Consider the following 22,665-nt stretch of genomic DNA (forward strand, 5'->3'; position numbering starts at 1 on the left):
TGAAGCCGAATATACGTTCGCGGTGATCTTCCCGTCCGATGGGGTTGCGCTAGAGGAGGAGTCCATATACGGGCTACAAGGTTTGCTACAAGGCTGGAGAGGCCCAGGCCATATCATGTGTGGCTGAGTGTTTGCGGAGAACGATGATGCGATCCCGATTCCTGTTTTCAGCGGTCCTGCTGGCGCCGTTGCTGTTGGCGACGGCTTGCCAGCGTGCTGCGCCGGTCACTACGGAGACGTCGCCCCAGACCGCTGCCGCCGAATCTGTATCCGCGCCTTCAGCCGAATCCGGCTCGCCGCAGGCGCCGGCGGAAAGCACGTCACCTGCTGCCGGCATGCGTGCCGCGCATGGCGCACCGGCACCGGCGCAGGCTTCCAAGATCGAGGCCGAAGTCGTGGCCGAAGGGTTGCAGGTGCCGTGGGCGCTGGCCTTTCTGCCCGATGGCCGGATGCTGGTCACCGAACGTGGCGGGCAGTTGCGCTACATCGGCGCCGATGGCGCGGTGTCTGCGCCCATTACCGGTGTGCCGCAGGTGCATGCGCAGGGGCAGGGCGGTCTGCTGGACGTGGCGCTGTCGCCGCAGTTCGCACAGGACGCGCTGGTCTATCTGAGCTATGCCGAGGCCGGCGACGACGGGCTGGCGGGCACCACGCTGGGGCGCGGGCGTCTGATCGGTGACCGGATCGAGGGCTGGGAGGTGCTCTTCCGGCAGATGCCAAGGCTTTCCAAGGGCGGACATTTCGGTTCTCGCATCGTGTTCGACCGGGACGGCTATCTGTTCCTGGCACTGGGCGAGAACAACCAGCGCCCGACATCGCAGCTGCTGGATCACCTGCAGGGCAAGCTGGTGCGGCTGTACCCGGATGGCACGGTGCCCGACGACAATCCTTTCGTCGGGCGCGACGATGCGCGGGCGGAAATCTGGTCTTACGGCCACCGCAACCAGCAGGGTGCCGCGCTGCACCCGGACAGCGGTGCGTTGTGGACCAGCGAGCACGGTCCGCGCGGCGGCGACGAACTGAACATTCCGCAGGCCGGTGCCAATTACGGCTGGCCGCTGGCGACGTATGGCATCAATTATTCCGGTCAGCCGATTCCCGAATCGGTCGGCACCTGGGCGCCCGGCACCGAGCCGCCGCATTACTACTTCGAGCGTTCGCCGGGCCTCAGCGGCATGGCGTTCTACCGTCACGAGCGCTTCCCCGAATGGAACCACAGCCTGTTCCTCGGCGGGCTGGCCAGCGCCGATCTGATCCGGCTGGAACTGGACGGCGACCGCATCGTGGCCGAAGAGCGTCTGCTGACCGATCTGCGCCCGCGCGTGCGCGATGTGCGGCAGGGGCCGGATGGTTTCGTGTACGTGCTGTCGGAAACCGATGGCCGCCTGCTGCGGATCGGTTTGGCACGCTGATCAGCGCGCCAGCTGAGCCGGTTCGATGCGCAGCGGGCGGGGATAGACGCGCCCCGATCGCAGCGGACGGAACATGTCGCCGTCGAAGAATCCGGGCTGGTGCTGGGCGTCGCTCCAGCCCGGCAGCCCGGCCAGTGGCAGCGGGCGCAGTTCCTGCGGGTCGTTCAGCACGCGGCCATCGCGGATCGTGCGGGCCAGATGCGACTGCCATTGCGTGGTGTCACCGCCGGCCAGCACCAGGCATTTGGCGGTGGCCATGCGGCCCGGCCACAGTGCGTGTTCCAGCAGCGCATGGCCGAAGACATGAACCCGGATGCGGCCCTGCGCGAAAGCCTCGCGCTGGCCGAACCAGCGTGGCCAGTCATGCGCGTCCCAGGCTTTCACGTCGTCCTCGTGCTCAAGCAGAACCACCGCGCCGGCCTCGTCGAAATGGGTCAATGCGCACTGCGCGCGGCTGCGCATGCGCGGCCCGACGGCGGCGATTTCCCGCACCTGGCGCAGGTTCAGCGCGCACTTGAGCGCCGCGTGCTCGAACCAGACCAGTGCATTGAGCAGGTCGTGCCAGTTGCCGGCCCGGGTGGCGATCAGGCCGGCATCGTGGATGCGGGTTTCGTAGTGCAGGCCGTCCTGCAGCAGCGCCGCGTCCTGGGTGGAAAAGCGCAGGCGCCGGCCAGCCGCCGAGTGCGCATCAAGCCGGGCGTCGAGCATGGCCGGTTCGGGCCATGCATCAGCCAGCAGCAGGTCGTGATGGCGCGCATAGCCGGCGAAGATCGGGTGCGCGAACACCGCTTCCGGAACCTCGCCGCGCGCCGGTGCGATGAAGCGGCTGCGTGCCATGACAGTGGTGCTTCGCGTGATGGCGTCAGTCGTCCTCGTCGGACAGGTTTACCCGGCCATAGAGGTCGTGTTCGTCATTGCCCAGGATGTGCACCTGAGCGAACTGGCCCGGTTGCAGGCCGGCTTCAAGGCCATCCTGGATCTGCACGCAGCCGTCGATTTCCGGTGCATCGGCCATCGAGCGCGCATAGGCCAGTTCGCCGTCGATGGCGTCCACCAGCACCGTCTGCACGCTGCCGACCTTGCGTTCCAGGTTCTCTTCACTGATCTGCGCCTGCAACGCCATGAAGCGCGCCAGCCGTTCCTGCTTGACCTCTTCGGGTACCGGATCGGGCAGGGCATTGGCGGCGGCGCCTTCCACCGGCGAATAGGCGAACGCGCCGACACGGTCCAGGCGGGCTTCTTCGAGAAAAGCCAGCAGCTCTTCGAATTCGGCCTCGGTTTCGCCCGGAAAGCCGACGATGAAGGTGCTGCGCAGGGTGATGTCCGGGCAGATGCGACGCCAGTTCTGCACCCGTTCCAGCGTCTTTTCGACCGCGCCGGGGCGCTTCATCAGCTTCAGGATGCGCGGACTGGCGTGCTGGAACGGGATGTCCAGATAGGGCAGCAGATGTGGCGTACCGTCCTCGTGGCGGCGCGTCATCAGTTCGATCACATCGTCCACGTGTGGATAGGGGTAGACGTAGTGCAGCCGCGTCCAGACGCCCAGTTCGGCCAGCCCTTCGCACAGCGCCTTCATCCGGGTGGCGTGGAAACGATTGCGCCACATGCGCTCGGCATAGCGCACATCGACACCGTAGGCGCTGGTGTCCTGCGATACCACGAGCAGTTCTCGCACCCCTCCGCGCACCAGTTTTTCGGCCTCGCGCAGCACCTCGTCGACCGGCCGGCTGACCAGGTCGCCGCGCATCGAGGGGATGATGCAGAAGCTGCAACGATGGTTGCAGCCTTCGGAAATTTTCAGGTAGGCATAGTGCTTCGGGGTCAGCTTGATGCCGTAGTCCGGCACCAGGTCCACGAACGGATCGTGCTGTGGTGGCAGCGCTTGATGCACCGCGCCCATGACGCTGGCGTAGTCCTGCGGGCCGCTGATCGACAGCACGTCCGGATGCGCTTCGCGGATCACCTCGGCGCGTTTGCCCAGGCAGCCGGTGACGATGACCTTGCCGTTTTCGGCCATAGCTTCGCCGATGGCGTCCAGTGATTCCTCGACCGCCGAATCGATGAAACCGCAGGTGTTGACCACCACCACATCGGCATCGTCGTACGTGCCGACGATCTGGTATCCCTCGACCCGCAACTGGGTGAGGATGCGCTCGGAGTCCACCAAGGCCTTGGGACATCCGAGACTGACAAAGCCGACTTTGGGCTGGCTGGCTGACATGGCGTGCCGATAACAGGGGAAGCCGGCCATTATACGGTGGCTTGGCTGTGCCGCGGCCCGCGGCGCGGCCGCTTGCCCAGGCCGACCCCAGGCGTTATCAAAAGACGTTGAAACGGCCGCATACCTGCGGCCAGGCATACGGAGGTCTGTCATGCAGCATCTGACCCTGGATACACCAGCCGGCCTGATCGGCGCCTGGCGCGCGGATCCGGCGATTCCACCCAAGGGCGGCATCGTCGTGGTGCAGGAAGTGTTCGGCGTCAATCGGCACATCCGCGCGCTGGTGGAGCGTTTCGCCGCGCACGGGTTTGTGGCCGTCGCGCCGGCGCTGTTCGATGTGTTCGGCCCGAGAATCGAACTGGACTACGACCAGGACGGCGTGCAGCGTGGATTGGCGCTGGTGCAGGACCTGGGTTTCGAGCGTGCGTTGGAAATGGTCAACGCGGCGGCCGGAGCACTGTCCGAGAGTGTCGGGAAAACCGGCGTGGTCGGCTATTGCTGGGGCGGCAGCGTGGCGCTGCTGGCCAATACCCGGCTCGGGCTGCCGGCTGTGGGCTATTACGGCGGGCGCAGCATGGGCTTCCTGCACGAGCGCCAGCGCGCACCGCTGATGCTGCATTTCGGCGAACACGATCCCATCATTCCGCCGGCTGATGTCGAGGCACACCGGGAGGCATTCCCGGAGGCCCAGGTGTTCGTCTACGACGCCGGCCACGGCTTCAATTGCGAGGAACGCAAGGATTACGACGAAAGCGCCGCGCAACTGGCCTTGCAGCGTACGCTGCGCTTTTTCGAACAGGCCCTGCATCCGTGAATACTGAAACCTTCGCTCTGCATCCGCGTCTGGCCGGCGATACCCATGTGGTGGGTGATCTGGCGCTGAGCCGGGTACTGCTTATGGACGACGCCAGCTGGCCCTGGCTGATCCTGGTGCCGCGTCAGCCGGGGCTGCGCGAGCTGATCGACCTTGCGACGCCGGATCTGCACACACTGACCGATGAGATCGCGCTGGCCTCGCGCGTGTTGCAGGCGCTGTTTACGCCGGACAAACTCAATGTCGGGGCGCTGGGCAATGTGGTCGAGCAGCTGCATGTGCATGTGATCGCACGGTATGCCGATGATCCGGCCTGGCCGGCTCCGGTCTGGGGGCATGCGCCGCCACAGCGCCACGCCGCGCCGGAGCTGGCGGCGAAACTGGACACCTTGCGCGAGGGGTTTGTTGCAGCTGGGCGACAGTTGTCATAAATCCGTGACATCGTGCCCGCACAATGGGCACCACAGGTGTCGGCAACGGTGCCTCTCTCTCCCCTCTGATGCTTGATCGATAAGCATATGCGGCCGCCTGCCAGCGCAGGTGGTCGTTTTTTGTTGCCGCCGTCCATGGCGGCAACCCCTCCGGGGCCATCGCTGCGCGATGTCAAGAACGTGCTCCTGCTGTTCTTTGTTGCCGCCGTCCATGGCGGCAACCCCTTCGGGGCCATCGCTGCGCGATGTCAGAACTTGGTTCCGTACCGCTTTTTGTGTTGAGCCGGAAGGCGCGGAATGGACGGCGCGGATCAGTCGTTCTGCGCGTGCGCCAGCATCTGTCGCGCGTGCGCCAGCGTGGCCTTGGTGATTTCCACGCCGCCCAGCATCCGCGCCATTTCGTCCACACGGGCGTTGGTGTCCAGCGACTGGACCTGGCTGTGGGTGCCGTCGCCATCGTCGGCCTTGCTGACACGCAGGTGGTGGTGGCCTTGCGCGGCGACCTGCGGCAGATGGGTCACGCACAGCACCTGGCGTTCGCGCCCGAGCTGGCGCAGCTGCTGGCCGACCACTTCGGCCACGGCGCCACCGATGCCAGTATCCACTTCGTCGAACACCATCGTCGGGACTGCGTCCAGACCCATTGCGGCCACTTCGATCGCCAGGCTGATGCGTGACAGTTCACCTCCGGAGGCGACCTTGCGCAGCACTCGCGGCGGTTGTCCGGCATTGGTGCTGACAAGGAATTCGACCCGCTGCGCGCCATCCGGGTGTGGCTCGTCGCTGCCCAGCGGTTGAAGTTCGGCGATGAAGCGTCCGCCGTTCATGCCCAGCGTGTCCATCAGCACGCTGACCTGGCTGGAAAGACGCTCGGCCGCGGCAGCGCGTGCCTTGCCGACCTGTTGGGCCAGGTTCTGCCAGCGCTTGTACGCCGCATCGCGCTGGTTCAGCAGGGTTTCCAGGCGTGCATCGGCATCGCCCAGACCATCCAGTTCCTGTTGCAGTTCGGCCTGGCGCGCGGCCAGCTGTTCCAGCGGCACGCGGTGCTTGCGTGCCAGTTCGTGCAGCCGCCCCAGGCGCGCTTCCAGTTCGTCCAGGCGTGCCGGATCCAGTTCGAAATCATCGCGCAGCCGTTCCAGCGTGCTGGTGGCTTCGTCGATCTGGATCTGTGCGCTTTCCAGCAGGCCGTCGACTTCGGCCAGCGCGGGCTCGTGTTCGAGCAGGCGGGCAAGATCATGCCGGACCCGACGCAGCAGGCCGGGCAGGGCGTGTGGATCATCGTTGCCGAGGTTGTTGGCGATCTGGTTGCAGCCTTCGATCAGGGTGCTGGCGTGGCTGAGGCGGCGGTGGCCGGCGATCAGATTCTCGATGGCATCCGCACCGAGGGCTTCGGCGGCCAGTTCCTGCAACTGGTGTTCGAGCAGCAGGCGGCGTTCGCGGGTGTCGCCCTGGCGTTCCAGTTCGGCGATGCCACGCCGTGCCTGTTGCCAGTCGCGCGCGGCCTCGCGCAGTTGTGGCAGCGCCGGGCCGTGTTCGGCGAAGGCGTCCAGCAGGGCGAGCTGGTGGCGGCGGTCGAGCAGGGCCTGGTGTTCGTGCTGGCCGTGGATCTCGACCAGCAGGGCGCCCAGTTCGGCCAGCTGGCTGATGGTCGAGGGGCGGCCATTGATCCAGCCGCGCGAGCCGCCATCGGCGCGGATCACGCGGCGCAGCTGGCAATCGCCGTCCTGTTCCAGTTCCTGTTCGCGCAGCCAGGTCAGCGCGGCGGCATCGGCGGGCAGTACGAAATGCGCGATCAGTTCGGCCCGTTCGGCGCCATGGCGCACCATGCCGGCATCGGCGCGCGCACCGGTCAGCAGCATCAGCGCGTCCACCAGCAGCGATTTTCCGGCGCCGGTTTCGCCGGAGACCACGGTCAGGCCGCGTGAGGGCGTGAGTTCTACTTCGCGTGCGATAGCGAAGTCCTTGACGTAAAGCGAAACCAGCATGGGCAGGGATGATCGAAAGAAGGGCCGGCGAATGCGCGGCGGGCGCACGCTATCATGCAGCATGGTCGGCGCCAACGCTTGCACGGGCGCGCAGTTGCCCCCACATTCCAGCGTAGACCCTCCCATCATTGCGTCCGTGAACAGTCCGCTCGACTCCCGCTCCCGCCATTTGCTCCAGGCCCTGATCGCGCAATACATCCGCGACGGCGTGCCGGTGGGCTCGCGCACGCTGGCCCGGAGCGCCGGGCTGGATATTTCCCCGGCCACAATCCGCAATGTAATGGCCGATCTGGAAGACCTCGGCCTGGTGACTACGCCGCACACCTCGGCCGGCCGGGTGCCGACGGCGCAGGGCTACCGCCTGTTCGTCGACCGGCTGCTGCAGGTCGAGCCGCTGGGTGAGGAGCAGATGAAGCAGCTCGGCCAGCGCCTGTCGCCGCAGCTCGGCACCCAGGGGCTGATCAGCAAGGTCTCGGAGATGCTGTCGGCGATGACCCATTTCGTCGGCATGGTGACGGTGCCGCGGCGCGACCAGTTCGCGTTGCGCCATATCGATTTCGTCGCGCTGGATCCAGAACGCGTGCTGGTGATCCTGGTGTTCACCGACAACGAGGTGCAGAACCGCATCGTCCACACCCGCCGCGCCTATTCCCCGGTCGAACTGGAACAGACCGCCAACTATCTGAATCAGCATTTCACCGGCCTGCCGCTGCCGGATATCCGTGAACGCCTGGCGGCGGAGTTGCGCGAAGCCCGCAACCAGATGGACCAGTTGCTGGCACTGGCGGTGGAAATGACCGGCGAGGTGTTCGCCCCGCCACGCGAAGACGACATGCTGCTGGCCGGGCAGACGCAGCTGATGGGGGTGCAGGATCTGTCCGATCTGGAACGCCTGCGCGAACTGTTTGAGACTTTTTCCCGCAAGAAAGAACTGCTGCAGCTGCTGGAAGGCTGTTCCAACGCCAGCGGCGTGCGCCTGTTCATCGGCGAGGAAAGTGGCGTCGCGCCACTGGGCCAGTGCAGCGTAGTGACCGCGCCCTATGGCGCGCAGGGCCGTGTGCTTGGTGTGCTGGGCGTGATCGGCCCGACCCGCATGGCCTACGACCGCGTGATCCCGATGGTGCAGGCCACCGCGAATGTGCTCGGCACGGCCTTGAATCGCGCCAGCCAGGCCCAATAAGCAGGGCGACGAAACAGCGCGCGGGGCGGGGCTCCGCGTGTTTTCCCCGCCGACCCCAACCTGCACCTGCCGCGGCCTGTTCCGTGCCGGTGCCGATTTTTGGAAATCCAGCGATGACATCAGAAAACCAGACCGAAGAACTCCCGCCCGAACAGCCCTCCGAATCCGATGAGCTGGCGCAGCGCGTGGAAGAACTCGAACAGCAACTGGCGCAGGCCCGCGAAGATCAGCTGCGCGAACGCGCCGAGCTGGAAAACCTGCGCAAGCGTCTGGTGCGCGATGCCGAACAGGCGCGCCGTTTCGCCAACGAGAAACTGCTGGCCGACCTGTTGCCGGTGTTCGACAGTCTGGAAGCCGGCCTGTCCGCCAGCGGCGACGTGGACAAGGTGCGCGAAGGCGTCGAGCTGACGCTGCGCCAGTTGCTGCGCGTGGCCGAGGCCAGCGGCCTGAGCGTGGTCGATCCGGCCGGCAGCACCTTCGACCCCGAACGCCATCAGGCCATGAGCATGGTGCAGGCCGAAGACCAGGCGCCCGGCACCGTGGTGCAGGTCTACCAGAAGGGCTACGTGCTCAACGAGCGCCTGCTGCGTCCGGCGCTGGTGGTGGTGGCCACGGAATGAATCCGGTCCGTATGCGGCGCATCAATTGACGGGAAATTTTCCCGCCAGCCCTTGAAGCGCAGCGCCTGACCCTTACATACCGCAGCATACCCGGTCGCAAGACCGAAACTTTTCCTGGAGGAAGCAACATCATGGGCAAGATCATCGGTATCGACCTGGGCACCACCAACAGCTGTGTGGCGGTGATGGACGGCGGCAAGGCCCGCATCATCGAGAACGCCGAAGGCGATCGCACCACACCGTCGGTCGTGGCGTACACCAAGGACGGCGAAGTGCTGGTCGGCGCCGCCGCCAAGCGTCAGGCCGTCACCAATCCGAAGAACACCTTTTATGCCGTCAAGCGCCTGATCGGGCGCAAGTTCACCGACGCCGAGGTACAGAAGGACATCGGCCACGTGCCGTACGGCATCGTCGCTCACGATAACGGCGACGCGTGGGTCCAGACCGCCGACGAAAAGCGCATGGCGCCGCAGCAGATCTCCGCTGAGGTGCTGGCCAAGATGAAGAAGACGGCCGAGGATTTTCTGGGCGAAACCATCAGCGAAGCCGTGATCACGGTGCCGGCCTACTTCAACGATTCCCAGCGCCAGGCGACCAAGGACGCCGGCCGCATCGCCGGTCTGGACGTCAAGCGCATCATCAACGAGCCCACCGCCGCGGCGCTGGCCTATGGTCTGGACAAGTCCGGCGGCGCCGACCGCAAGGTCGCGGTGTACGACCTGGGCGGCGGCACCTTCGACGTGTCGATCATCGAAATCGCCGAGATCGACGGTGAAAAGCAGTTCGAGGTGCTGGCCACCAACGGCGACACCTTCCTTGGCGGTGAAGACTTCGACAACCGGGTCATCGAATACCTGGTGGAAGAGTTCCAGAAGGATCAGGGTCTGGACCTGCGCAAGGATCCGCTCGCGCTGCAGCGCCTGAAGGACGCCGCCGAACGCGCCAAGATCGAGCTGTCCAGCGCGCAGCAGACCGAAGTCAACCTGCCATACATCACCGCCGACGCCTCCGGCCCGAAGCACTTGGCGATCAAGCTGACCCGCGCCAAGCTCGAAGCCCTGGTCGATGACCTGGTCAAGCGCACCATCGAGCCGTGCCGCACCGCACTGAAGGATGCCGGTCTGCGCGTTTCCGACGTGCACGACGTGATCCTGGTCGGTGGCCAGACCCGCATGCCGAAGGTGCAGCAGGCCGTGGCCGAGTTCTTCGGTAAGGAGCCGAAGAAGGATGTGAACCCGGACGAGGCCGTGGCGATCGGTGCGGCGGTGCAGGGCGGTGTGCTGGCGGGCGACGTCAAGGACGTGTTGCTGCTGGACGTGACGCCGCTGTCGCTAGGTATCGAGACCATGGGCGGTGTGTTCACCAAGCTGATCGAGAAGAACACTACGATTCCGACCAAGGCTTCGCAGATCTTCTCCACCGCCGAGGACAACCAGACCGCCGTCACCGTGCATGTGCTGCAGGGTGAGCGCGAGCAGGCCCGTTACAACAAGTCGCTGGCCAAGTTCGATCTGGCCGGTATCGAGCCGGCGCCGCGCGGCATGCCGCAGGTCGAGGTCACCTTCGATATCGACGCCAACGGCATCCTGCATGTCTCGGCCAAGGACAAGAAGACCGGCAAGGAACAGCGCATCGAGATCAAGGCCGGTTCCGGACTGTCCGAGGAGGAAATCCAGAAGATGGTGCGCGACGCCGAACTCAACCGCGAGGAGGACCAGAAGTTCCAGGCGCTCGTCGGCGCCCGCAATACCGCCGACGCCGCGCTGCACGCCACCCGTGCCGCGATCAAGGAGCATGGCGACAAGGTCGGTGGCGATGTGATCGGCCGCATCGAATCGGCGATGGCCGATCTGGAAGGCGTGCTCAAGGGCGAGGACAAGGACCAGATCGAGGCCAAGACCCGCGCGCTGGAGGAAGCCGCACAAGCGCTGCTGGCGGCCGCCAATGCCAGCGCCGCAGGCCCGGCTCCGGATGAGGCGGCGGGCGGCAATGACGATGTGGTCGATGCCGAGTTCACCGAGGTCAAGGACGACAACAAGTAAGCCAACCGATCCCTCTCCCCCGCTAGCGGGGGAGAGGGCCAGGGTGAGGGGCGAGCGCCGCAGGCGCGAGTGCTTTTACAGACTTCCGTGTAAATCTTCCCCTTCCCCAATCCCCGGATCACGTCCGGGGCTCTTCCCTGCTGGCAGGGGAGAGGAAGCTTCAAACGATTCCCCATTCCCGATTCCCCAATCCCGGCTTCCATGAAACGCGATTACTACGAAGTTCTGGGCGTTGCCCGCAACGCCAGCGATGATGAGCTGAAAAAGGCCTATCGCCGCTGTGCGATGAAGCACCACCCTGACCGCAATCCCGGCGATGCCAAGGCCGAGGCCGCGTTCAAGGACTGCAAGGAAGCCTACGAAGTGCTGGCCGATCCGGCCAAGCGCCGCGCCTACGACCAGCACGGCCACGCCGCGTTCGAAGCCGGCATGGGCGGCGGGCATGGCCCGGCAGGTGCGGATTTCGGCGACATCTTCGGGGATATCTTCGGCGACATCTTCGGCGGTGGGCGTGGCCGCCAGCAGGCCCGGCGTGGTGCCGATCTGCGCTATGTGATCGAGCTGGACCTGGAAGAGGCCGTATTCGGTGCCGAGCGCACCATCGAAGTGCCGACCCTGGTCAACTGCGGGCCCTGCAAGGGCAGCGGTTCGGAAGACGGCAAGACCGACACTTGCCCCACCTGCCGTGGCCATGGCCGGGTGCGGATGCAGCAGGGCATCTTCGCGGTGCAGCAGGCCTGTCCGGCCTGCGGCGGCAGCGGGCGCCATGTGGTCAATCCCTGCAAATCCTGCGATGGTCAGGGCCAGATCGAGCAGGAAAAGACGCTGCAGGTGAAGATCCCCGCCGGCGTCGACAATGGCGATCGCATCCGCCTTGCCGGCGAAGGTGAAGCCGGCCCGCCGGGCATCCAACCGGGCGATCTCTACGTGGAAGTGCGGGTGCGCGAGCACGCGATCTTCCAGCGTGATGGCGATGACCTTTATTGCGAGCTACCAATCCGGCTGTCGCAGGCCGCGCTCGGCGCCGACATCGATGTGCCCACGCTGGAAGGCACGGTGCAGGTCAAGATTCCGGCCGAAACCCAGACCGGTAAGCTGTTCCGGCTGCGCGGCAAGGGCGTCAAATCGGTTCGCAGCCATGCGCCGGGTGATCTGATGTGCCGCGTGGTGGTTGAAACTCCGATCAATCTGACCAAGCGTCAGCGCGAGCTCATGGAGCAGTTCGAGGCCACTTTCGAAGGCGACCGGGCCGCCGCGCATTCGCCGCGTTCCAGCACCTTCCTGGATGGCGTCAAGGCGTTCTGGTCGCGGATGACGTCCTGACGCGAGTTGCGCGTCGGCGTTGTCGGAACAAGGGGAAAGATTGCCTTTCCCTTGCGTGCAAAAGTCGAGATTTGCGGGTTGGCCGGGCCCGCTTCCGTGTCTTTCCGCGATATCGCGCGGCTGGTCGCGCAGTGCCGTCGGAACATCCGGCAGTTGAGAAATGCCGGTGCCTGCGCTGCAATGATGCCGGTCGAACCGACTGCCTTCTTTCCGGAAATCCATGTCCTCACGTCTTCTGATCCACGGCGCCTCCGGCCGCATGGGGCAGGCGCTGCTGCGTCTGGCCGGCGAATTTTCCCAGCTTGAACTGGCCGCTGCCATTGCAGGGCGGCAAGCGCCGCAGATCGAGGGTGTGCCCGGTTTCAATGCGGCACAGTTGGGCGAGCTGCCGCCCTTTGATGTCTGTGTGGATTTCAGCCTGCCGGATGCGTTCGATTCCATCCTGGCCTGTTGCGTTGAACGCGGCGCGGCGTTCGTCAGCGGCACCACCGGGCTGGATGCGGCGCAGATGGCACGTCTGAATGCCGTCGCCGAACACATCCCGGTGCTGTGGGCGCCCAATTTCAGCCTTGGCGTGGCGGTGTTGGCCGATCTGGTACGGCGCGCCGCGCAGATGTTGCCGGACTGGCAGCGCGACATCGTCGAATCGCACCACATCCACAAACTCGACGCGCCCTCCGGCACCGCGCTGGCATTGGGCCGGGCCGCGCTCGAAGGCGGTGGCCCGGAGCCGAATTACGCCAGCCTGCGCGCCGGCGACATCGTCGGCGAACACTTGGTGCAGTTCACCGGCACAGGCGAGCGTATCGAGCTGAACCACCGCGCCACCAACCGCGACATCTTCGCACGCGGTGCGCTGCATTGCGCCGCCGTGTTGGCCCGTCGTGACGCTGGGCGTTACGCGGTAATCGAACTGCTGTGCTGATTGAAAACGGGCCCGCCCGCTTTTGTGGCAGCGGGCTGGCCCTTGATTGAAGGGCGGAAAGTCCACGGTGGTGTAGATAAAGATCACGCCTGCTTCGGATGTGCTCCTATGACAGCGAAGCCGAACCGCCACTGTAGGAGTGCACCCGAAGGGGGGCGCGATTTCCGGAAAACCCCGCGACCGGCAGCAGTCCTCCCGGCTCCGTCTGCATCCGGACATCACCGGACCCGCGTCATCACGGGCAAGCCTGCTCCTGCAACAAACCCGTTCCCACAGCACGGCGATACCTGCTCCCCGAATGCGGCATACCGCGGTCCGGCTGATAAAGTGGCGCCCCGTCTTTTCATTCCATTGCACGATACGCACCCCATGATCGATTACTCCCGTTACGACCGCGTGCGCGCGGCGGCCTTCGTCGATGACCGGCTTGAACTGCTGGACCAGCGCAAGCTGCCGTTCGAGCAGAACTTCATCGCCTGCCGCACGGCGGACGACGTGGCGCAGGCGATCTTCGATCTGGTGGTGCGCGGCGCGCCGGCGATTGGTATCGCGGCAGCCTGGGCCGTGGTGCTGGCGGCACGGGAGCTGGGCGATGTGCCGGTCGACACCGCGCGCGAGCGGCTGGAACCGGTACTGCAACGCCTCAATGCCGCGCGTCCGACGGCGGTGAACCTGGCCTGGGCGCTGGCGCGGATGCGCGGCGTGCTGGCGCAGGCCGGCAGCGACTGGCAGGAGCGGTTACTGACGGAAGCCAAGGCCATCGAATCCGAAGACCTGGCCGCCAACCGTCACATGGGCGAACTCGGTGCCGCATTGATCGAACCAGGCAGTGGCGTGCTGACCCACTGCAATACCGGTTCGCTGGCCACCGCTGGTTTCGGCACTGCGCTGGGTGTAATCCGCGCCGGCGTCGCGCAGGAGAAGATCGCGCGGGTGTTCGCCACTGAAACCCGGCCCTGGCTGCAAGGCGCGCGCCTGACGGTGTGGGAGCTGCAACAGGACGGCATTGACGCCACCCTCATCGCCGATGCCGCCGCCGCGCACCTGATGGGCACCGGTCAGGTGCATTGGGTGATCGTCGGCGCCGACCGCATCACCGCCAACGGCGATGTCGCCAACAAGATCGGCACCTGCCAGCTCGCCATCGTGGCGCGGCATTTCGGGCTGAAGCTGATGGTCGTGGCGCCGTGGTCCACGGTCGATATGGCCACCGCTAGCGGGGCCGATATCCAGATCGAGGAACGCGACCCGGCGGAACTGCTCGGCTACGGCGGCCAGCGCACCGTGGCCGAAGGCGTCCGCGCCTTCAATCCGGTGTTCGATGTGACGCCGGCGGCACTGATTGATGCCATCGTGACCGAACGCGGCGTGTTGCACGCGCCCTTTGATACCGGCCTGCGTGCGATGGCCGACGCGGGCTGAGCCGGGTGCGCCAGTTCCTGCTGTTCGGCATCGGCGGCACGCTCGGCTTCCTTGTCGATGCCGGCGTGGTGTCGCTGCTGGTCAACGGCCTGGGGCAGGGGCCTTATGTCTCGCGCCTGGTGTCGTTCCTGTGCGCGGTGGCGACCACGTTCGCGTTCAACCGTCGCTACACCTTCGTCGCCGGCGCGCAGCGCAGGCTGGCCGGACAGGCCGGGCGCTATCTGCTGGCGATGTGTGGCGGTTTCGTTGTCAATTACGGGCTCTATGCGTGGCTGGTGCACGGTGTCGATCTGGTGCGCGCCTGGCCGGTCATCGGCGTGGCGGCAGGTTCCATCGCTGGCCTGCTGGTGAACTACGCCAGCTCGCGTTTCTGGGTGTTTGGATCAGGGCAGAGGTGAAGCTGGAGGTTTTCGGGCCGTTGCGGCACTCGGCGTGTTCCGGTCAATTGGAGCCACACCGCTGCGGCAGATGGTGGTAGCGCGTTGCCTGCAAGTTTCAGACAGCCGATCTGCACCAGGGGGCCACAGTGGGCGTAGGGGTTGTCCGGAAACACGAGAAACGGGCGATATGTGGTCAAGAACTGACCAACATCGTGAAAGACTGCTTCAGCCACGCCCCGGAGGGGGGTGGGCGCGAAGCGGAGGGGCTTTGATCAGACCTTCCCTATCTCAACCGAGCAGGGCAAACAGGCAGGCGGGTAGTTCCGCAGAGGCCTCGATTCGGACCATGTTTCCTCTGGCCGGAGACCTTGTCGGTCTAAACGTCTTCGCTGGCGGGCAGGTGCTCTTTTTCAATTGCTGGAGCAGACGCAACCAGATCCCACGCCGAAATGAACAGCGCGGCGATCAGCGGGCCGATGACGAAGCCGTTGAGGCCGAACAGTGACATGCCGCCCAGGGTCGAGATCAGAACCACGTAGTCCGGCATGCGGGTGTCCTTGCCGACCAGGATCGGGCGCAGGATGTTGTCGATCAGGCCGATCACGAATACGCCGTAGCCGATCAGCACCACGCCCTGCACGGCCGAGCCGGTGGCCAGGAAATAGATCGCCACCGGGCCCCAAACTAGGAAGGTGCCGACCGCCGGCAACAGCGACAGGAAGGCCATCACCACCGACCACAACACCACGCCTTGCACCCCGAGGATCCAGAAGATCAGCCCTCCCAGCGCGCCCTGCACCACGGCCACGACGATATTGCCCTTGACCGTGGCGCGGATCACCGTGGTGAACTTTTCGATCAATGCGCGCTTGTGCGTTTCCTCCAGCGGAATCGCGATGCGGATGCGCCGCGCCAGCGCCGCGCCATCACGCAGCAGGAAGAACAGCAGATACAGCATGATCGCGAAGCTGACGAAGAAGTGCACCGTGCCTTGCCCCACGTTCAGCGCCTGGGTCGCGATGAACTGGCTGACCTGCGCGGCGCCGGCCGACAGTTTGGCCTGAAGCTCGGACACCGTGCCCAGCCCGAGGCGGCCGAGCAGGTCGCTGGCCCAGCCCGGCAGCACGCCCATCACCTGTTCGAAATACTGGTGGAACCCGCCTTCTTCGCTGCGTGCATGCTGGATCAGCGCGCCGGCCTCGCGTACCAGCGAGGTCGCGATCAGCACCATCGGAAGGATCGCGATCAGCAGACACAGCGCCAGCGTCGCCAGCGCCGCCACATTACGACGGCGTGGCATCCGCGCCAGCAACCGGCGGTGCAGCGGCGCGAACAGCATCGCCAGGATCACGCTCCAGAACAGCGCGCCGTAGAACGGCCACAGGATCCACCCGAACGCCAGTGTCACTGCCACCAGCAGGAACAGGAACACCTTGCGTTGCAGTCGGATCGAACTCATCGGGGCCGGAGCGGAAGAGGGTGCGGCGGGGAGTATTGCATTGAAACCGGGGCAAACGTGGGGCCGTGCTGAACCGATGCCGCGATGTGGGGGCGGATGAAGGCGTGTGAGGCGCAGATTCAAGCGAATGACGGGAGCTTTGCGGGGTTACCGTATTTGCGGTACACGCGCACCGTTGGTCGAAGCGAGACCAGCTCCTGCTGCCATGGGCGGCGTGATTGACCTGGCTGCCCCGCCCCGCGTGTGTGCGGTCGGGGCGGTCGATTGTCAAACAGCAGGACAGCCGGCCAGTGGTTCTGCCCATGGTAGAATCACGAGCTTGCCCCGGGTGTTTTCCGAGGGCCTCCCGGCCGGCCGTCAATCCCTGCGGCCAGCCGTCGTATCTTACGGATAAGTCAGGAAAAAAATGTCCGATCTCGAGCAGGAAATCATCCCGGTCAATCTCGAAGACGAGATGCGTCGCAGCTATCTGGATTACGCCATGAGCGTGATCGTCGGGCGCGCGCTGCCGGATGTCCGCGACGGCCTGAAGCCGGTGCACCGTCGCGTGCTGTTCGCGATGAGCGAACTGGGCGCGCATGCCAACAAGCCGTACTACAAATCGGCGCGCATCGTCGGTGACGTGATCGGCAAGTACCACCCGCATGGCGACCAGTCGGTCTACGACACCCTGGTGCGAATGGCGCAGCCGTTCTCGCTGCGCTACATGCTGGTCGACGGGCAGGGCAACTTCGGCTCGGTTGACGGCGACTCGGCGGCGGCGATGCGTTACACCGAGGCCCGCATGTCGCGCCTGACGCATGAGCTGCTGGCCGATCTGGACAAGGAAACCGTCGATTTCCAGCCAAACTACGACGAAAAGGAACTGGAACCCACGGTGCTGCCGGCGCGCGCGCCGAACCTGCTGATCAACGGCTCGGCCGGCATCGCGGTTGGCATGGCGACCAATATCCCGCCGCACAACCTCACTGAAGTGATCAACGCCACGCTGGCGTTGATCGACAACCCCGAAGCGTCCATTTCCGATCTGATGGAGCATGTGCCGGGTCCGGACTTCCCGACCGCGGGCATCATCAACGGCACCGCCGGCGTGCACGCCGCGTACCACACCGGCCGTGGCCGGGTGCGGATGCGGGCCAAGGCCGAGATCGAGGTCGACGCCAAGACCGGGCGCGAGTCGATCATCGTCACCGAGATTCCTTACCAGGTGAACAAGGCCAAGCTGATCGAAAAGATCGCTGAGCTGGTCAAGGAAAAGAAGCTGGAAGGCATTTCCGAGCTGCGCGACGAGTCCGACAAGGACGGCATGCGCATCTACATCGAGATCAAGCGTGGCGACGCCGCCGATGTGGTGCTCAACAACCTGTATTCGCAGACACCGATGGAGTCGGTGTTCGGCATCAACATGGTGGCGCTGGTCGATGGCCGGCCGCGACTGCTGAACCTCAAGCAGATCCTCGAAGCCTTCATCCGCCACCGGCGGGAAGTCGTCACCCGCCGCACCATCTTCGAACTGCGCAAGGCCCGCAATCGCGCCCACATCCTCGAAGGCCTGACCGTCGCGCTGGCCAACATCGACGAGATGATCGAGCTGATCAAGACCTCGGAGAACCCGCAGATGGCCAAGGAGCGCATGCTGGCGCGCACTTGGCAGCCGGGACTGGTCGGGTCGCTGCTGTCGGCCGCCGGGGCCGAGGCTTCCAAGCCGGAAGACCTGCCTGAAGGCGTCGGCCTGCTGGCTTCTGGCTATCAGCTGACCGAAGTCCAAGCCCAGCAGATCCTGGAAATGCGCCTGCACCGCCTGACCGGGCTGGAACAGGAAAAGCTCACCGACGAATACCGCGCGCTGCTGGACACCATCCGTGGCCTGATCGAGATTCTGGAAAACCCCGACGTGCTGCTCGATGTGATCCGCACCGAACTGCGCAACCTCAAGGAAGAATACGGCGACGAGCGCCGCAGCGAGATCCGCCAGAGCGAGGAAGACCTCGACATCCTCGACCTGATCGCGCCCGAGGACATGGTCGTCACGCTCAGCCACACCGGCTATGTGAAGCGCCAGCCGGTCAGCGCCTACCGCGCCCAGCGCCGCGGCGGCCGCGGGCGTTCGGCTGCTGCAACGAAGGACGAGGATTTCATCGAACAGCTGTGGATCGCCAACACGCACGACACGCTGCTGACCTTCACCAGCAACGGCCGGGTGTTCTGGCTGCCGGTCTTCCAGTTGCCCGAAGCCGGTTCCAATGCGCGCGGGCGTCCGATCGTCAATTTCGTCGCGCTGGAGGACGGCGAGCGCATCCAGGCGGTGCTGCCGGTGCGTGAATACGCGGCCGACCGCTACGTGTTCTTCGCCACGCAGAACGGAACCGTGAAGAAGACGCCGCTGACCGAGTACGCCTACAAGCTGGCGCGCGGCAAGATCGCGATCAATCTGGATGAGGGCGATGCGCTGGTCGATGCGCAACTCACCGATGGCGGTCAGGACATCCTGCTGTTCGCCAGCAACGGCAAGACCGTGCGTTTCGACGAGAACGCGGTGCGCTCGATGGGCCGTACCGCGACCGGCGTGCGCGGCATCCGCCTGGCCGAAGGCGAGCGTGTGGTCAGCCTAATCGTGGCCGAATCGGCCAACGGCGCGGAACATGAAGGTGAGGACGAGGCCGAGGACATCGTGGAGCTTGCGGCTGACGAGGCTCAGATCGTCAGCGATGCCGGCAACGATGTGCCGACCATCCTGACCGCCACGCTCAATGGCTACGGCAAGCGCACGCCGCTGGCCGATTACCCGCGCAAGGGCCGTGGCACGCAGGGCGTGATCGGCATCCAGACCACCGAGCGCAATGGTCCACTGGTCGGCGCGGTGATGGTCGATTCCAGTGACGAGGTGCTGCTGATTTCTGATTCCGGCACCCTGGTGCGCACCCGCGCCAGCGAAATCTCCTGCGTCAGCCGCAATACCCAGGGTGTCACGCTGATCCGTCTGGGCGAAGGCGAACAGCTGGTCGGCGTGGTGGCGGTGGACGCCTCGATCGACGATGACAACGGCGACGATCCGGACAACGGCACTGGCGCTGTCGCCGCTATCGAAGGCGAAACCGCGAGCACCGGGTCCGACGCTGCGCAGGACACCGCGCCCGATGGCGATGCTGCCGGTGCAACACCGGCGGACAGCGACTGACGCAACGGCTGCCGGCCGTACAGGGGCGGCCGGCAGCGCCAGATGATCGATGCCAGGAAGCAGGCAGTGAGCGATCCCCGACCCGACCCGCAGTTGACACGATTGCTCGATGCCTGGCGCAGCGATGGTGATATCGCCGCGCGCGACGAGGTCATGTCGCTGGTGTACGACCAGGTGCGTCGTCTCGCGGCGCGTGAGCTGGGCCGCCAGTCCGGGCCGCGTGCGCTGACACTGCGGCCCACCGATCTGGCGCATGAACTCTTCCTGCGTCTGCTGGGCAGCGACAGCGGCTGGGAAAACCGCCGCCATTTCTACAATGCCGCGATCCAGGCCATGCGCCAGATCCTGATCGATACCGCGCGCCAGCGCCACAGTGAAAAACGCGGCGGTGGTGGCGTCCACCTGACCCTGTCCGCAGCAGAAGATGTGGCCACCGCCGAGCATCCTGGTGAAGCCGTGGTCGAGGCGCTGGACGCCCTCAATGAGTTGGACCCGCGCAAGGCTGAAGTGGCGCAGATGCGCTATCTGCTCGGGCTGGAACACAGCGAAATCGCCGCGCTGGTGAGCGTTTCGGTGTCCACCGTGGAACGCGACCTGCGCCTGGCGCGGGCCTGGTTGCAGCACTATCTGACCGACGATTCCTGACACCTGTCGCGGTGCAGGCCGGTATGCTGTGCCGCAGGGGGAAAACCGGGCAGGCGTCTCGGAACGGAACAGCGCACGATGGAGCAACAACGCTGGCTGCGGATGCAGGCATTGTTTGAACAGGCCGTGATGCTGGCACCGGACCAGCGCCGCGCCTTCATCGAAGCCCAGACTGGCGACGAAGACTTGCGCCGCGATGTGCTGCGCCTGCTGGCGGCCGACGAACAGCACACCGGCAACGCGTTTGAAAGCCTGCTGCAACGCGCCGCCGCGCAAGGCGCCGGGCCGTTGCCGGCGGCCGGACAGCGCGTCGGTCCGTGGCAACTGCTGGAGGAACTGGGGGCCGGCGGCATGGGCACCGTGTTTCTGGCCGAACGCGCCGATGGCGCCTGGCAGGGCCGGGTTGCGATCAAGTTCCTGTCCGGCATCCCGACCCGCGAAGGCGCGCGCGACATGCAGCGTGAGCGCCAGATCCTCGCCGGCCTGCACCACCCCAACATCGCGCGCCTGCTCGACGGTGGCCTGACCGATGCTGGCCAGCCCTATCTGGTGATGGAGCATGTCGAAGGGGTGCCGATCACCACCTTTGTGCGTGACAAATCGCTGGAGCTGCGCCTGCGCCTGATCCAGCAACTGGCACGCGCGCTGCACGCCGCCCACCGGCAGCTGGTCGTGCACCGCGATCTGAAACCGGCCAATGTGCTGGTACGCGCTGATGCCACGCCGGTGCTGCTGGATTTCGGCATTGCACGCCTGCTCGATGATGCCGAACAACCGCATCCGAAGACCGCACGCGCCTGGTTCACACCCGGCTATGCCAGCCCCGAGCAACGCCGTGGCGAGGCGGTGGGGACCGCTGCGGACATCTATTCACTCGGGCAATTGATGGCCGAAGTGCTGAGCGGCGAGCATCGTGCGCCCGGCCCGGATGGCGAAGTTCTACCGCCCAGCCAGCGCGGCCTGGACGGCCTGCCGAAGCGCCGCTTGCGAGAACTGGACGCCATCGTGCAGCAGGCCTGCGCGATCGATCCAGCGCGGCGCTATGCCTCGGCCGAAGCCCTGATGCAGGACATCGAGCGCTATTTCCAGCATCAACCGCTGTTGGCCGCGCCGGCGCGCCCCGGCTACCTGTTGCGCACCTTCCTGCGCCGTCACCGTGTGCCGGTTGCGGCCGCGGTGCTGGTCGGGCTTGCCTTGGCTGCTTTCACCGTGGGTCTGGTGCACGAGCGCAACCGGGCCCGTCAGGCCGAAGCGCTGGCGTTGGAACATGCTGCCACGACCGAGGGCGTAGTGGACTATCTGGTGTCGTTGTTCGAGGAAGCCTCGCCCGAACGCGCCGGCAATCAGGCGCTGCTGCCGGCCGACCTGATCGACCGTGGCCGCGAGCGCCTGCAGCAGCGCCTGACCGATCAACCCCGCCAGCGGGCCCGGATGCACGCGGTGCTGGCGCGGATCGACGCCGAACTGGGCCGTACCGAACAGGCGCTGGAAAGCCTGCATGCGGCATTGGCGCTGGAACAGGGTGAGGGCGCCGAAGCACGCCGCCTCCCGCTGTTGATCGCCATCGGCGACCGTGAAGTCCTGGCCGAACGCCCGCAGCAGGCAATCGATGCCTACAACCAGGCGCTGGCATTGATCGATGCCGGTGCCGGCGAGCTGACCCAGCGCGCGGAAGTGCAGGCCGGGCTGGCGATGGCCTGGCTGGGGCAGGGCGAAGGCGAAACCGGCCTGCAGCACGCGCAGACCGCGGTGGAACTGGCGCGCGAGGTGGATGGTGGGCGCGGTCGCAGCACTTCGGCCGCGTTGCAGGTGCTGTCCGAAGCCCACCGTATGAGTGCCGAGCCACAGCGCGCGATCGCACCGGCCATGCAGGCACTGGAAATCGAACGCCGGCTGCTGCCCGAGGGCGACCCGGCCATCGGCAATGCGCTGAGTTTTCTCGCCAATACGCACCGCACCCTGGGCAACAACACCCAGGCTGAAGAACTGTTCGGCCAGATCCTGCACCTGCGTCTTGAAACCCTGGACCCCGGCAGCGACTGGGTGATTTCCGCCCGCAACAATCTGGCCGACGCGATTCACGCCCAGGGCCGGCTGCTGGAAGCGCTGGCGCTGATGCAGGAAAACCTCGATCACCTGGCCGCGCGCGGCGAGCAGGACACCCCGACCTATCTGCTCACGCTCAACAACGTCGCCTCGCTGCACGAAGCCACCGGCAACTATCCGCGTTCGGTCGCGTTGTTCCAGGAATTGCTGGAACGCATGCAGCAGGCGGGCGAAAGCGGCCAGCCGCGCTTTCCGGTGTATCGCCAGAACCTCGGACGCAGCCTGCTGCTGGCCGGGCGTCTGGACGAAGCCATCGAACACATCGCCCCGCCGGTGGACTCGGCACCGGACCCGGTCGGTCTTGCGATTGGCCAGGCCCGGCGCCTGCTGCATCTGGGTGAATGGCATTGCCGCCGCACGGAGCTGGCGCAGGCCGGCGAAAACATCGAGGCCGCCCAGACCCTGTTGCGCAGCGTGCTGGACGCTGACCACCCGCGCATGGGCGCGGGCGGATTCAACCGCGAAGTGCAACGCGTGAGTGGTGAAAGAATACCTCGAAAGGGGTGAGGAAGCGGTGGCGTT

The 22,665-nt window shown here is 65.8% G+C and carries 16 protein-coding genes and 1 pseudogene; 13 read left to right on the forward strand and 4 right to left on the reverse strand.

The window, feature by feature from the left end:
• Positions 1-146: 146 nt before the first annotated feature.
• Entirely contained in the window at positions 147-1,412 is a 1,266-nt protein-coding gene (locus WDB66_RS14805; RefSeq protein ID WP_339399371.1) for a PQQ-dependent sugar dehydrogenase, read from the forward strand.
• Here the strand turns inward: WDB66_RS14805 and WDB66_RS14810 are convergent, their stop codons facing one another.
• Positions 1,413-2,249: a DUF3025 domain-containing protein gene (locus tag WDB66_RS14810; RefSeq protein WP_339399372.1), complete on the reverse strand. Its 837-nt coding sequence runs from the start codon at positions 2,247-2,249 to the stop codon at positions 1,413-1,415. It abuts the gene before it with no gap.
• Positions 2,250-2,274: 25 nt separating this feature from the next.
• Positions 2,275-3,633, reverse strand: a complete 1,359-nt coding sequence (gene rimO, locus WDB66_RS14815) for a 30S ribosomal protein S12 methylthiotransferase RimO (RefSeq protein WP_339399373.1) — start codon at positions 3,631-3,633, stop codon at positions 2,275-2,277.
• A gap of 151 nt (positions 3,634-3,784) precedes the next feature.
• On the opposite strand from rimO, the gene WDB66_RS14820 reads away from it, so the two are divergent.
• Both WDB66_RS14820 and WDB66_RS14825 read left to right on the forward strand, forming a co-directional pair.
• The gene (locus WDB66_RS14820; protein WP_339399374.1) at positions 3,785-4,447 is read left to right on the forward strand and encodes a dienelactone hydrolase family protein; all 663 of its coding nucleotides are present in this window, start codon (positions 3,785-3,787) and stop codon (positions 4,445-4,447) included.
• The gene (locus WDB66_RS14825) at positions 4,444-4,878 is read left to right on the forward strand and encodes an HIT domain-containing protein (protein ID WP_339399375.1); all 435 of its coding nucleotides are present in this window, start codon (positions 4,444-4,446) and stop codon (positions 4,876-4,878) included. Before WDB66_RS14820 ends, WDB66_RS14825 begins: the two co-directional genes overlap by 4 nt.
• Before the next feature lie 311 nt (positions 4,879-5,189).
• On the opposite strand, the gene recN is transcribed toward WDB66_RS14825, so the two are convergent.
• Positions 5,190-6,863: a DNA repair protein RecN gene (recN, locus tag WDB66_RS14830; RefSeq protein WP_339399376.1), complete on the reverse strand. Its 1,674-nt coding sequence runs from the start codon at positions 6,861-6,863 to the stop codon at positions 5,190-5,192.
• A 124-nt stretch (positions 6,864-6,987) separates the two neighbouring features.
• Here recN and hrcA point away from each other — a divergent pair, with 124 nt between their 5' ends.
• The 7 genes from hrcA to WDB66_RS14865 all read left to right on the forward strand — a co-directional run bounded on the left by hrcA (position 6,988) and on the right by WDB66_RS14865 (position 14,773).
• Positions 6,988-8,043: a heat-inducible transcriptional repressor HrcA gene (gene hrcA, locus WDB66_RS14835; RefSeq protein WP_339399386.1), complete on the forward strand. Its 1,056-nt coding sequence runs from the start codon at positions 6,988-6,990 to the stop codon at positions 8,041-8,043.
• Positions 8,044-8,156: 113 nt separating this feature from the next.
• Complete coding sequence (gene grpE, locus WDB66_RS14840; protein ID WP_339399377.1) at positions 8,157-8,663, forward strand: nucleotide exchange factor GrpE; 507 nt, start codon at positions 8,157-8,159, stop codon at positions 8,661-8,663.
• A 131-nt stretch (positions 8,664-8,794) separates the two neighbouring features.
• On the forward strand, positions 8,795-10,705 hold the full coding sequence (gene dnaK / locus WDB66_RS14845) for a molecular chaperone DnaK (RefSeq protein ID WP_339399378.1): 1,911 nt from the start codon (positions 8,795-8,797) through the stop codon (positions 10,703-10,705).
• A 201-nt stretch (positions 10,706-10,906) separates the two neighbouring features.
• On the forward strand, positions 10,907-12,028 hold the full coding sequence (dnaJ, locus tag WDB66_RS14850) for a molecular chaperone DnaJ (protein WP_339399379.1): 1,122 nt from the start codon (positions 10,907-10,909) through the stop codon (positions 12,026-12,028).
• Between the two features lie 220 nt (positions 12,029-12,248).
• Entirely contained in the window at positions 12,249-12,953 is a 705-nt protein-coding gene (gene dapB / locus WDB66_RS14855) for a 4-hydroxy-tetrahydrodipicolinate reductase (RefSeq protein ID WP_339399380.1), read from the forward strand.
• 369 nt (positions 12,954-13,322) lie between these two features.
• Positions 13,323-14,375: an S-methyl-5-thioribose-1-phosphate isomerase gene (gene mtnA, locus WDB66_RS14860; protein WP_489670880.1), complete on the forward strand. Its 1,053-nt coding sequence runs from the start codon at positions 13,323-13,325 to the stop codon at positions 14,373-14,375.
• 5 nt (positions 14,376-14,380) lie between these two features.
• Positions 14,381-14,773 (forward strand): GtrA family protein, encoded by a 393-nt coding sequence (locus WDB66_RS14865; protein WP_339399381.1) that lies wholly within the window; start codon positions 14,381-14,383, stop codon positions 14,771-14,773.
• A 358-nt stretch (positions 14,774-15,131) separates the two neighbouring features.
• Here WDB66_RS14865 and WDB66_RS14870 read toward each other — a convergent pair whose 3' ends face one another.
• Positions 15,132-16,214, reverse strand: a complete 1,083-nt coding sequence (locus tag WDB66_RS14870) for an AI-2E family transporter (RefSeq protein ID WP_339399382.1) — start codon at positions 16,212-16,214, stop codon at positions 15,132-15,134.
• A 406-nt stretch (positions 16,215-16,620) separates the two neighbouring features.
• Between WDB66_RS14870 and gyrA the strand changes: the two genes are divergently transcribed.
• The 3 genes and pseudogenes from gyrA to WDB66_RS14885 form a co-directional block, all read left to right on the forward strand.
• On the forward strand, positions 16,621-19,392 hold the full coding sequence (gyrA, locus tag WDB66_RS14875; protein WP_339399383.1) for a DNA gyrase subunit A: 2,772 nt from the start codon (positions 16,621-16,623) through the stop codon (positions 19,390-19,392).
• Between the two features lie 66 nt (positions 19,393-19,458).
• Positions 19,459-20,037, forward strand: coding sequence for an ECF-type sigma factor (locus WDB66_RS14880; protein ID WP_339399384.1), 579 nt, complete (start codon positions 19,459-19,461; stop codon positions 20,035-20,037).
• Positions 20,038-20,166: 129 nt separating this feature from the next.
• A pseudogene (locus tag WDB66_RS14885) lies at positions 20,167-22,392 on the forward strand (protein kinase domain-containing protein); the annotation flags it as partial.
• Positions 22,393-22,665: the final 273 nt, after the last annotated feature.

It is taken from the genome of Denitratimonas organivorans, from assembly GCF_037478135.1.
Taxonomy (GTDB): domain Bacteria; phylum Pseudomonadota; class Gammaproteobacteria; order Xanthomonadales; family Xanthomonadaceae; genus Denitratimonas.